Raw genomic sequence first — 12,544 nt, forward strand, 5'->3', positions numbered from 1 at the left:
CCTCACTTTAAGGGCACACGAATGAAGGTTTCGTCAGTGACTTGCTTGTAGTTTGCCGAGGAAAACAATCTCTGCGAAACCATATTATCTTTCAAAACCTTGGCAATAATTGTTACATCTCCATGTACGGCGTCTACCATGGCTAATGTCTTGCCCGCAATTTTCTTTCCATATTGAGAGGGATCAATAAAGATCGAAATGACATATTCCGCCTGAGCAACCCTGTCCAATCTCACTACGCCAAGATCACTGTTGCTTTCGCAATCAACTATGAAATAAAAAAAATGCTCCGGATTGGCTAATTGTTTTCGCATCCAGGTTTGATGTTCTTCCCAACCGGGACTTTGGGGATTGTTGGCGTATTGGCGGGTGCTCGGATGATTCTGCCATTCATAAACTTGCTTTATATCGGTCAAAGTCGCCTTGCGCAGAGTCAATGTCGAAGAAGTATCATGAAGCAAATCATTCAGTTCCAGTATCACTCTTTTGATCCCCAGCCCATCACACAGACCGAAGTTCCTGTTTCTGAATTCACGGTAATCAGTAAGCAAAAGTCCATACTTAACGATTAACTCAGCTTCAATCTTGTCAATTTCAAGACTGATGGCCGCGTTTGTCGTAACAAGGTTCTGGCAGATGTCTTTCTGATTATCCGCCATGGGAATAATAATACTGGGTAAACCCACACAGGCTCTTTCCAGTGCCGTAGTGCCAGCAGCTCCTATAGCCAAATCATGTTGACACATAAGTTCTGCCATGTTGTCCACATGCTCAATATGGTTCACCCAGCCGTAGGTCCGAGCGCATGCCTCATGCACTTGCTGATAATGGCATGCATGTTTCCCCAATAGCACTGTCAACAGCGGACGCTTGCTTGCGCCAATTTTGGCAAAGGCTTCTATCACCCTTAGCGTGACATTCGGCAAATCCATCGCCCCCATGAACAGCAGTACTCTGGGACGGTTCAGGGTGGCTGGTTTACTTAACATAGCTTCTCTTGCAGCAGGAAAGTTCTCTGCCAGCAAGGCGTAGTCGCTGCCAACAAGTACCCGTTTGGCAGCGCCAAGCGATATATAGGCTTGTTTATCACGCAGCAAGGTTTGGTCTAACAGGAGATCGGCATCATGTGATCGCACCAAGTCATCGATGACGAATAACTTACACCGCAGTTCACCTTTAACCCATCTCTCCCATTCGATATTGATACCGTAATGGTCGACTATCAGTAGATCTACCTTTCCAGCCTGGGTGACCAGGCTTTCCGCGTCCTGCTGCCATGGGACACGCAACCAAGACGCATATTCAACGCTTGAACCAAGGGAAGGCGGCTGCGCAGGGGCAACCAAGTTTATGACCCTGAAGCCGCGTTTTTTAATCAGTTCAACGAGATCACCCGATTGTCGACGACAGGCGAAGCAGACCTCGTGACCTTGCTTCTTTAATGCATGGGCCAACACAAGGCAACGCATGATATGACCGCTTCCAATCTGAACAGATGCGTCGGCCCTAATCAGGATATTCATACCTGTCTCTTCAACACAGCATATAAGGCTTCAGCACATTCCCAGTCTTCATGGGTGTCTATGTCCTGAACCTGGATTCGCGGCAGCATAACCACCCTGGAATGCGGAGCAAATATGGCGAGTCGCTGCTTGAAGGCGCTGGCCCGGCCCCAGTAAAACTGTCCGGCATCATGATAGGCTTCCTCCAAATCCTGAGATCGGCTCTGTTCAAATTCGGGAGAAAACATGCTCACCTCACCCGAGTTGGATAATTTTATCGCTCTTTGGATTGGGAAAGAGAAACTGGTTGCGCTGAAAACGTACTCGACACCGGGTTGTTGTACCCTGGCCAGCCCCATTTGCAGATCACTCAGTTGAATAAAAGGAGCCGTTGCATACAGGCAGCAAACGTAGCTCAGGTTCCAACTCTGCTGTTCACACCAGTCAATGGCATGTTGAATGACATCCAGGGTAGTTGCGTGATCATCGGCGATATGTTGTGGCCTGATAAAAGGCACCTCTGCACCATATTGCCTTGCGATTTCGGCAATGGCCTCATCGTCGGTAGACACGATAACCTTGTCAAAGCAAGCGGATGCAAGGGCTGCTTCGATAGAATAGGCAATGATGGGCGTACCATGGAACAACCTGATATTTTTTCGGGGAATACGTTTGCTGCCCCCCCTTGCGGGAATAATCGCAACTTTCACTGTTTATCTCCTGATAGCACTGTATCTGCCTTGTTAAAAACATCCAGAGAGGAAACGGCAAAACACGCGGGTCTCCTTTAAACACCGGTAATGCGGTCCTTTCGACACTTATATCTCTGTTGCCATGCCAAAAGTGATATTTTCGTTTCTATTAAGTGCTTATTTTCAAATTACCAAGCTATTGATGGCACGATACAAAGCTTCAGCCCTTATCCAATCATCTAGGCTGTCAATATCCTGCACCTTATAGTTTGGTAAGACGTAGGGGATGGAAGCCTTTGAATACAATGGCACATCATTCAGAAAGGCTTGAGACCTGCCCCAGTAAAACTGGCCTGCACCGAAATAGGCCTTTTCCAAATCTTGGGAGCGGGTCAAAAAATATTCAGGGTGAAACATCTCGATATTGCCGATCGGCGTGATTTTAAAGGCACGCTGGATAGGCGAAGGATATTCCGCCACGCCGAAGCAATATTGCTTTGCCACATCTTGTCTTAGTAATAGCAATGCATTGGCTATGGTCTCTGCCTCAAGAAAAGGCGCTGTCGCATAAAGGGCGCAGATATACTCAGGCATCTCACCACATACATCCAACCAGTTCAATGCATGCTTAATCACATCTATCGTGGTAGCGTAATCGTCCGCAATGTCAGCCGGTCGGACAAAAGGCACCTCGGCTCCGCAGGAAACGGCCACACGAGCAATGTCACTGTTATCAGTAGAAACGATAATACGCTCGAAACAACCGCTCTCCCTCGCTGCCTCAATCGAGTAAGCTATGATTGGCTTACCATTAAACAATTTGATGTTTTTATTTGGTATGCGTTTACTTCCGCCACGGGCGGGAATCAAAGCTATTGCCATTTGGGTTTCCTGTTCACCTCGCCCCTGCCCGAGCCCACGCTCGATCGCACCTGCTTGCTTTAGTCACGACTTACAGATGCACACAACCAGCGACCAGACTACCTCTCAAGCCGACACATGGAGCATCAGACGCTGGACAATAAACTCAACCTGTTCTTGCGAAACGCCGGGATGCAGAGGCAAGGTCATGATTTCATCGTAAAACTTCTCAGCTATTGGGAAGTCTCCTTTGGCAAATCCCAGCCCGAGATAATAGGGCTGAAGGTGGACTGGGAAATAATGTACATGTACCTGAATACCATCGGCGTGCATCTTCTCAAAGATGGCACGGCGCTTTGCGGGATCGGGAAGTCGAACTATTTGCAGGTGATAGGCGCTAAGGCTTCCGGCCAAAGGATCCACCGTCTGTACAACGGATGCAGCGAACGCATTTCGGTAACCATCTGCCAGCCTGTTGCGAATTTCCACAAAGGTCTGCAGACGCCCCAACTGACTCAGTCCCAATGCAGCCTGCAATTCCGTCATCCGATAATTGAAACCCAGTTCATGCTGCTCGTAATACCAAGGCCCCTCGTCAGGTCTAAGCATGTCGGCGGCAGTTTTGGTGATCCCATGGCTTCTATACAAGGCCAACTGCTTTGCCAATACGGCATCGTTCGTTGTGGCCATCCCGCCCTCGGCCGTAGTGATTATTTTCACCGGATGAAAACTGAATACCGTGATATCCGAAAAGCGGCAGGCACCTATCTTGTGCTCACCATAGCTTCCCCCAATCCCGTGGGAGGCGTCTTCAATCACCCTTACACCATACTCGGTCGCTAGCGCCCATATGGCTTGCATGTCACAACAGTGACCGGCCAGGTGCACCGGAATGATGACCTTGGGCAGTCGGCCCAGGCACTTGGCTTTTTCAAGTTTGTCCTTGAGCGCCTGCGGGCACATGTTGCCCGTAGCAGGATCGACATCAACAAAATCCACCTCAGCGCCGCAATAAAGTACACAGTTAGCCGACGCAACAAAGGTAATGGGCGAGGTCCACACCAGATCCCCTGCACCCACCTCCAGCGCCAGACAGGCAATATGCAACGCTGAGGTGGCGCTGTTAACCGCCACAGCATGAGCTGCATGAGTCAATTCACAAATTGCCTTTTCAAAAGCAGGTACACAGGGCCCCTGAGTCAGATAATCAGAATTGAGTACATCAACAACGGCAGCTATATCCTGTGAGGAAATGTCCTGTCTGCCATATAAAATCATACATTGGCATCCATGCTGAGAATTTCACTTGGCGTCAGGAAATGAGTATTGGTACCGGAGTTATATTCAAAGCCGGGTTCAACCAATGTGCCTTTCTCTCCCAACTTGTTTTGGCTGTAGTCATTGTTACCACCGAAAAACTGTATGCTGGGGGTAATGACGAAATGATCATCAAACTCCAGAGTGTGGTGGGAATCATCACTTGGACACATTATTTCATGCATCTTTTCACCTGGTCGGATACCCACTATCTCCTGTTGCAAATTCGGGCCATAGGCTTTTGCCAGATCAACGACTCTGATGGAAGGGATCTTGGGAATAAAGATTTCACCGCCCTGCATTCTGGCGAAATTCTTCAACACAAAATTGACGCCGTCCTGTAAGGTAATCCAGAAGCGGGTCATATTGGGATGGGTAATTGGCAAAGAGGTGGCCCCTTTGGCAACCAACCCTTTGAAGAAAGGCACCACTGAGCCCCTAGAGCCTACGACATTGCCATAACGCACGGCTGCAAAACGAGTCCTCCCGCCACCCACTATATTATTGGCAGCAATAAACAGCTTGTCAGAGGCCAGCTTGGTGGCACCATAAAGGTTGATAGGGTTCGCCGCCTTATCAGTGGACAGGGCTATCACTCTGTCGACATTATTGGCTATGGCTGCCTTAATCACATTCTCAGCACCATAGATATTGGTTTTGATGCATTCCATGGGATTGTACTCGGCTGCAGGAACCTGTTTGATGGCGGCTGCATGAATGACGAAGTCGACATCACGAAACGCCTGAGTCAGGCGGTCAACATCGCGTACGTCACCAAGAAAATAACGCATGCAGGGGGCATTGAAGCGCTGCTGCATTTCGAATTGCTTAAGTTCGTCACGCGAGAATACGATCAGACGCTTGGGACGATAGTGCTCCAGGAGCGTTTTGACATACTGGTGGCCGAAAGATCCTGTGCCACCCGTTATCAAAATAGTCTTATCATTAAACATACTCACTCCCAAAGCTAGGGTCATTACCGTTGACGGTATAAATTCCGCATTAATTCATGATATTAGCTAGAGCATAACCTTACAGCGTCAAATGTCTACTTCAGATCACTTTTGTTGACGGTCCATCACGCCCGGCAGATATTTGCGTTGCTGAATAGAAAGCAAACAGCATGCCAATGCCAGAGTCATCCATTGCAGTTCCAAAGAAAGAACGTGCAGAGTTATCTAAAAACCTTTAATTTGCTTGATTTTCATGTAATTGCTACAGTAAGTCGAACTTAGCCTTGCTCACCGGCCCGTGCTTCCTGTCCAGAAAACCTCTTGCCAGGAATCGCTGTTTTTTGACGGTTTGCTGAGACATCCAATGGACACCAATAGAGGATGCTATGCCAGGGTCATCACAAGAGATCAATCCCGTATTTGCCATCAGCCAGTTTGACGAAGTCTATTTACCATCGGTAAACAGGCAAACGTTTGAAAAACTGGACTCAAAAACCTTGTACCGGGCCAAGTTGAAAGACTTGCTCCAAAAGCAGCAACACCTGCATATCATCATTGGCCTTGACTCGGGCCTGCTGGCCAATTATCTGCTGGATGCAGAGTTACCTGTGGGCAGCAAGTATCTATTTGTCGAACTCGACCCAGTGCTCAGGTTACTCAATATAGACATACCGCAGCAGTTGTCCCATAAGCTACAGGTGATGTCTTTAAGTGAGTTTACCGAACGCATCTCAACTGACAATAACGATATCTACATAGCCAAAAACGCAGTCAGCCTGCATAAGTCTTTGGGGGCCGAATTAGGCTATCTGCAAGATTATTTGTTGCTGGCCGCCGAAGTAGAAAAGCTTATTCAACATGAAACCTTCAATCATGAAATAGGCACAACCCAAAAAATTTTCGTCAAGAGGCAACTGCAAAACCTGGCCGATAACCGTCATCCCGCCTCTTTGCTGCGCAATCAGTTCACAGGTCATAGATGTATAGTATTGGCAGGAGGTCCATCACTTGACTGCCATATCGACTGGGTAAAATCCCATCAGCAGGATTTGGTAATCTTTGCGGTTTCCAGGTTAAGCAAACAACTAATAGAAAAAGGCATAACACCACACATAGTCGTCTCTGTTGATCCACAGCAGATGAGTATGGAGGTCAGTAAAGACCTGCTGAAATTGACCGACCAAACAATTTTCATCAACTCAAATCACGTCACGCCCAGTCTCATTGGTCAGTGGAGGGGTAAGAGCGCTTATCTGGGGCCAAGGTATCCATGGGGGGATGACGATGGCTCCCAAGACAACATAGAAACCATGGGTCCCACAGTCACCAATGCCGCTATTCATTTGGCAGTTGAGATGGGGTTTAGTGAAATCCTGCTCTCTGGGGTGGACTTTTGTTATTCACCTTCTGGATTCAGCCATACCCAAGGAAGTATTGAAGCCAAGATAGGCCCAAGCCTGAGCGGATTGGGGGAATGGGTGGAAACCTACGCCGGTCATCAGGCCGAAACGCCAATCCAGTTGCTGCACGCGATGCGTTCATTAGCAGAACAAACGAAAAATCTGCAAAACTGTGCCATTTACAACCTGTCAAAAGATGCCGCCAAAATTGAAGGTATTGTGTACCGAAACCACTTATCCTTCTCCTTTGAGCCGACTGGTATTAATGCTTTCGCCAAGCTGAACAGTTTGATTCCGCATACAACTCAGGAAAACATCAAACGTGACCTCTGCGTCTGCGTGAGCAACATCAAGGCCACACGCAAAAAACTGCTTGCCATTTCCAAGCTGGCAAAAGAAGCCATCAAATGCAACCAATCCCTCAGGGTTACTTTGGCCAACCCGCCAGTTTCACAAACCCAGGCTAGCAACCTGGAGCAGAGAATAGAATCGATTGAAAAGGAGCTTAACGAGAAGTATTCCAAGCTGGCATGGTTTCTCAAGTTTTTCGGCTATGGCGAATTCATCCGTTTTCTCAACCCTGCCGCAACGGATGAATGGCACCAAGACAAGATGCTCGACATGACAGAAGCCTATTACAGGGCTTTTGAAGAAAACAGTCAAATGCTGGAAAAGATGGTCAGTGACTGTGAGCTGATACTTCACGCGCGTGAGTCTGAGTTGCGGGGCCTCACCCAACTACACAAACTGGAAGCATTTTGGTTGAGCAACCTCGAGCCTGGCAGAGTGAATATCTGGCTGGACAGGCAAACTGAAATCTCAAACGATCTAACAGATGAAGATAGAGAGTGTATCGCCAGACTACAAAAGGCTTTCGAAAACGAGATGTTACAGGGAAGTGAAGGAATCGCCGCTGTAGCGACAAAAGCCAGCTCGCTATCGGGCGTTCAACAGAAATTAATCATATTGTATCGCTATCGGAACTCAGCCGCCCTTAACCACATGGTAAAGCTGCTTGAACCATTGAGAACAAAAGAAGCAGAGGCTCAGAGGCTCTATTTTCTTGCCCAAAGTTATGTCTACCAGCTGGAAAATAAGCAGGAACAGGCACTGGACAGCCTTATTTGCATACCAAACAAAGACAGGACAGAAACAGAGCTAAGGGAGATTGTGGTATTGTCCCTGTCGTTGCAGAAGTTGGATCAAGCTTCCGAAGTGCTGAGCAAGCTTTTGTCATACAGTGATGAATATGCCCCCCTTTACGCTCAGGTGCTAAAGCTGCAGCGGCAGTGGCAAGCAGCAGTCAACGCCTATGTTGACTACCTCGAAAAATACCCGGGTGATGTACCGACTTGGATCAAACTGGGTCAACTCATGATGGAGTTGAATGAACCAGATGCCGCCGTAACATCATTCAGTAACGCCTTGCAGGCAGACCCGGATAATGCCATTGCATCTCAATACTTAGCGGTGCTAGAGGAAAAGAACTAATCTGCTTGTGCACCTTATCCCAGTCGACGGAATACACAACCCGGCCAGGTTGCAATTTGGAGACAAAGCCCTGACTTTGCCAGCGTGGGCTATCCCGCTATAATGGCCGCAATTTTCTGCCTGTACCCGGGAGTCTTGCTTGACCTACAGCTATATTCCACTTGCCCTATACCGTCGCAAGTGGATTTTCAACAACAAAGACTTGCCGGTAAGCGATGATGACAAGGCCTGTATTTATCCTTTGGATGAAAAAAGTGCCATGGCGGTGTGGAAACAACTGGTGAGTGATAAGGCCAGCGCATCAGAGCATTTCTCCAAGGCCGATTGGGGCGGACGCCCTAAAAGCTGGGTGAAAAGCGATATCTGGCAAGACGCCTGGGACAGCGACGAAGCCGCCCTGCCCGCCGTTGTGGCGGCACATTTTGAGTGGCCGGACGATACCCGGGTGTTCTTTTGCTACGACAAATATCAGGCCATCGAAACCCGCTGGGATGTGTTTGTACGTAACTGGAAATGCTTTCTGTTTTTTGATGATGGCCCACTGCTGATTTCTACCAGCCAGCCCCAGGTTGCACTCTTTACCCAAGATGGCAACGTGCAACTGGGCGTTCGCAGCTAACATCTATGCAGGTCGGTTTACCCGCCCTAGCCCCCCTCTTATTTCCGGAGCCGTGATGAAGTCACTCCTTTCCTTACTGTTACTCTGTCTTTCTTTTCAAGGTGTTGCCAAAGAGGTTGCGGGTATAGCTCTGCCCGATAGCCTGTCGCAGGATAATCAAACCTATGTGCTCAATGGCGCAGGGGTACGCAGCAAATTTTTTATGGACCTGTACGTGGGCAGCCTCTATCTGACCGCCACAGCCGACACTGCCGACAAGGTGTTGGCACAGGATAAAGCCATCATCCGCTTGGATATTCTGTCTGACCTTATCACCAGCGATAAAATGCGCGATGCCATCAGCGACGGCTTTGAAGCCGCAACCGATGGCAAGATGGATGACGCCATGAAGGCCAGTATCGCCGCCTTTATGACGCTGTTTGAAGCCGATATCAAACCCGGCGACAACTTCGTGTTGATTGCCAGCCGGGATGGCGTGGAAGCCATCAAAAATGATATCCCCCAGCCCAGGGTAGGTGACGCGACCTTCGCCAAAGCCCTTCTCAACATTTGGCTCGGCGAGCGTCCGGCCCAGAAAAGCCTCAAGCGAGATATGCTGGGTAACTGATGCATCATCCACACAAAACAAAAAAGGACCCTCAGGGTCCTTTTTTGTTTCTGCCTTGCCAGGCCGTTTTCTACTGCCCGGCCTTTTGCAACAACGCCTGTCCGGGCCGCTTAAAAAACCACTTGGGTGACAGGCTTAAAACTCGACTTTAAAGGCCAGAGCCAGAGCCCCTTCGTTGGAGAGTTTTTCCCGCTCTCCGCTGCCCAATTCCATTTCGCCATTAAACATCATGCCGGCATAGGTATTGAGGCTTACCTTCTGGCCAATCTGCCAACCAAGGCGTAAAAATCCGACCCATTCGTCAAACTCCACGGTTTGGCCATTATCATCCAGCAATACCCGCTGGCTGCGCCGGGAGCTGCCAACACCCAATTGCCACGCCGGCGACATTTCATAGATAAGCTCAAGCCCAGCAGGTCCGCTGAATCCGGCATCAAAAGGATTGGTCAATACGAAGGTATCCGACAATCGCCAGTTAACAGCCACAAACGGGAAGACACGGCTTTTACCTATATCATCCAGGTAGATAGCACCAAGGCCGAGCAGGTTACCATTATCAAATCTGTGCATGGCTGTGGCAACGAGGCCCCAGCTCTGGGCATCGGATGATGAAGCCGTATCGGCCCAGGTATACTGCAGCATGGGGCTCAGGCTATAAAACCAATTGTCATCACGATAACCGACCGACATCGACAGATTGTATCTGTTGATGGAACTCCAGGGCGCAACCCGCCCGGCAAAGAGTGCGTCATCACCGGATTGCCAACGGTAATCGAGCACGTCATAACCCAGTGACCATCCCACAGACCAATGCTGATTGAGGCCGTGGTTGCCTTTCAAATCGAACATATAGAGATCACGCCCCAGGGTCGCCTGCCCCACTTCGGCATCCTGGGTACTGGCATAGGCTGCCTGAAAAGACAAAGACGGCGGACGCCCCTGCGCCGAGGCATCGGGCACAATGCATCCCATCAACAAGGCAAAACCACAGAGGGTGGACATCAGGTTTGGATGGCCGGATTTACGGTGGCTGTTGTGAGCTCTAGTCTCGCAGAGCGCATACTGATTTGTACCGGCCGCTTCAGTGACATCCTCTGATGCAGCTGATGTGGTTGACTTAATTAAGATTTGCAGCGACAAGTTCGGCATTTTCATGGGTATCATCCGTGGTAAAAAATTCTGGGAGCCAATACGCAGCCGCCGCGCCTGGGATCAGCTTTTTGCGGCAGCCAAAAACATTTTCACTGTGTCTGCAAGATAGCGGGCCCGTTCGCTGTCTGTTTCCTGCAGCGGTAATCCCAACTCCAACATCAGGCGCCTTTCCCCGTACAGCATCAGGCATAAACGGATTGCCGCATGGCGCACATCGCCGAACCGAAAAGCCCCTGTCGCTTCCACCCGGGAAAAATAGTCGCTGAGCATGGCCAGGATCCGGCTTGGCCCGCCCGCAAAATACAAACGGGAAACTTCCGGATGGGTCTCTGACTGTGACACGCAGGCCCGGTAAACGGTCAAGGCCTCTTCGCTGACAATCATGTCGCCGAACCGGCTGGCAAACTGCAACAGCACCTGCTCGGGATGCGCCACATCCGCCAGCATCTCAGGTGCTATTTCATGCACATCGCATTTGCACTCAATAGAGGCAACAAACAAATCGTCCTTGTTACCAAAGTGGGCATACACGGTTTGCTTGGACACCCCGGCTTTTTTGGCCACCTCATCCATACTGGTATTGGGAAAGCCCTGGGCACAAAAAAGCGCGATAGCGGCCTCCAAAATGGCACTGCGCTTTTGTTCACTGCGACTGGGGCTGGAAGATTGTATGGATGTCATTCATAACACTCGGTCAGGTTAAGCGAAAAAATCAGTCTAAATTTAAGCATAAAATAGACTAGACAGTCCAGTTTCACCAAAATAGACTAGACAGTCCAGTTTCACCACTTTTTAACCGGCGCCCTACCGGAGTGATACCGACAGGAAACAAACATGAACGTGATGAATTGCCACAGGTGGATAAGACACCTGCCCCTGCTACTGGGGCTGGGAGTACTGTCCGCCTGTCAGGAAAAGGATGCCGGGCCATTCAATGACAATACCCCGCCCACCGTTATCACCCAGAGCCTGAGTCTCAGCGAGGGTTATCAAAGGCCACTGGAATTCAGTGGCACCATCCGCGCCGCAAACACCACAGGGGTGGGCTTTGAACTGGCGGGCAAGCTCAGTGGCCTTTATGCCGACAGTGGTGACAGGGTACAAAAAGGTCAGTTGCTTGCGGCCCTCGATACCAGTTTACTCAAAGCCGAGCAGCAGGAGCTTCAGGCTGCACTGAGCCAGAACAGCGCCGATCTCAGCCTGGCGCAATCCACCCTCAAGCGCAGCCTGGAACTGAAAAAGCAAGGTTATGTGTCCAGCCAGCAACTGGATGAACTCCAAGGACGGCTCGGAAGCCTCGAAGGTGCCCGTGAGCGCCTGAAAGCCAGCCTGTATGCCAATACCCTTAAACTGGAAAAATCCCAGCTGCTGGCCCCATTCGATGGCAGTATCAGCAGCCGCAGTTTCAACCTGGGTGAAGTCGTTCCCCTGGGGCAGCCGGTGTTCGTGTTGGTTGAAAACAAAGCCGCCCAGGCCCACGTCGGCGTACCGGCTGACATCGCCAAAAGCCTCACCCAGGGACAACTGATGGACTTACGTGTTGGCCGCGAGCACTACCGCGCTGTGCTTGCCGGGATTAACCCTTCCATCGACCCCGTGACTCGTACCGTTGGGCTCAGGCTGTCGCTTCCGTCCGATGCCGGCGTCCTTAACGGTGAAATTGCCTACCTTCATTATCAGCAGCAGGTGAATACGCCCGGTTACTGGGTGCCCGTGTCAGCACTCACCGATGGTCTTCGGGGCCTTTGGAACCTCTATGTAGTTGAACCCATCGGTGAAAACCAATTTGTGGTCGAGCGCCGTGATGTGGAAATCCTCTTTACCGATAAAGACAGGGCGTATCTCGTTGGCGCCCTCAATGCAGGGGACCAAATCGTCACTCAGGGATTACATAAACTGGTGGTTGGCGAGCATGTGCAGCCCATGACTGCCCTTGCCACGAGGTAAGCC

At 50.0% G+C, this 12,544-nt stretch carries 11 protein-coding genes; 4 read left to right on the forward strand and 7 right to left on the reverse strand.

The window, feature by feature from the left end; genetic code table 11:
• Positions 1-2: 2 nt before the first annotated feature.
• From pseG to pseB, 5 genes are all read right to left on the reverse strand, one after another.
• Positions 3-1,523, reverse strand: coding sequence for a UDP-2,4-diacetamido-2,4,6-trideoxy-beta-L-altropyranose hydrolase (gene pseG / locus K0H63_RS12970; RefSeq protein WP_220065036.1), 1,521 nt, complete (start codon positions 1,521-1,523; stop codon positions 3-5).
• Positions 1,520-2,212, reverse strand: coding sequence for a pseudaminic acid cytidylyltransferase (pseF, locus tag K0H63_RS12975; RefSeq protein WP_220065037.1), 693 nt, complete (start codon positions 2,210-2,212; stop codon positions 1,520-1,522). Before pseF (K0H63_RS12975) ends, pseG begins: the two co-directional genes overlap by 4 nt.
• Positions 2,213-2,377: 165 nt before the next feature.
• The gene (pseF, locus tag K0H63_RS12980; RefSeq protein ID WP_220065038.1) at positions 2,378-3,076 is read right to left on the reverse strand and encodes a pseudaminic acid cytidylyltransferase; all 699 of its coding nucleotides are present in this window, start codon (positions 3,074-3,076) and stop codon (positions 2,378-2,380) included.
• 105 nt (positions 3,077-3,181) lie between these two features.
• Positions 3,182-4,333 (reverse strand): UDP-4-amino-4,6-dideoxy-N-acetyl-beta-L-altrosamine transaminase, encoded by a 1,152-nt coding sequence (pseC, locus tag K0H63_RS12985; RefSeq protein ID WP_220065039.1) that lies wholly within the window; start codon positions 4,331-4,333, stop codon positions 3,182-3,184.
• Entirely contained in the window at positions 4,330-5,325 is a 996-nt protein-coding gene (gene pseB / locus K0H63_RS12990; RefSeq protein WP_220065040.1) for a UDP-N-acetylglucosamine 4,6-dehydratase (inverting), read from the reverse strand. The genes pseC and pseB overlap by 4 nt, the downstream gene beginning before the upstream one ends.
• Positions 5,326-5,711: 386 nt before the next feature.
• Here pseB and K0H63_RS12995 point away from each other — a divergent pair, with 386 nt between their 5' ends.
• The 3 genes from K0H63_RS12995 (at position 5,712) to K0H63_RS13005 (ending at position 9,442) form a co-directional block, all read left to right on the forward strand.
• Positions 5,712-8,216: a motility associated factor glycosyltransferase family protein gene (locus K0H63_RS12995; RefSeq protein WP_220065041.1), complete on the forward strand. Its 2,505-nt coding sequence runs from the start codon at positions 5,712-5,714 to the stop codon at positions 8,214-8,216.
• Between the two features lie 139 nt (positions 8,217-8,355).
• Complete coding sequence (locus tag K0H63_RS13000; protein ID WP_220065042.1) at positions 8,356-8,835, forward strand: DUF2947 domain-containing protein; 480 nt, start codon at positions 8,356-8,358, stop codon at positions 8,833-8,835.
• A 55-nt stretch (positions 8,836-8,890) separates the two neighbouring features.
• The gene (locus K0H63_RS13005) at positions 8,891-9,442 is read left to right on the forward strand and encodes a chalcone isomerase family protein (protein WP_220065043.1); all 552 of its coding nucleotides are present in this window, start codon (positions 8,891-8,893) and stop codon (positions 9,440-9,442) included.
• Positions 9,443-9,577: 135 nt separating this feature from the next.
• On the opposite strand, the gene K0H63_RS13010 is transcribed toward K0H63_RS13005, so the two are convergent.
• The gene (locus K0H63_RS13010; RefSeq protein ID WP_220065044.1) at positions 9,578-10,597 is read right to left on the reverse strand and encodes a DUF6268 family outer membrane beta-barrel protein; all 1,020 of its coding nucleotides are present in this window, start codon (positions 10,595-10,597) and stop codon (positions 9,578-9,580) included.
• Positions 10,598-10,654: 57 nt separating this feature from the next.
• Positions 10,655-11,275, reverse strand: a complete 621-nt coding sequence (locus tag K0H63_RS13015; protein ID WP_220065045.1) for a TetR/AcrR family transcriptional regulator — start codon at positions 11,273-11,275, stop codon at positions 10,655-10,657.
• A 153-nt stretch (positions 11,276-11,428) separates the two neighbouring features.
• Between K0H63_RS13015 and K0H63_RS13020 the strand changes: the two genes are divergently transcribed.
• Positions 11,429-12,541 (forward strand): efflux RND transporter periplasmic adaptor subunit, encoded by a 1,113-nt coding sequence (locus K0H63_RS13020; RefSeq protein ID WP_220065046.1) that lies wholly within the window; start codon positions 11,429-11,431, stop codon positions 12,539-12,541.
• The last annotated feature ends 3 nt before the right edge of the window (positions 12,542-12,544 follow it).

The organism is Shewanella zhangzhouensis (assembly GCF_019457615.1).
Lineage (GTDB): Bacteria > Pseudomonadota > Gammaproteobacteria > Enterobacterales > Shewanellaceae > Shewanella > Shewanella zhangzhouensis.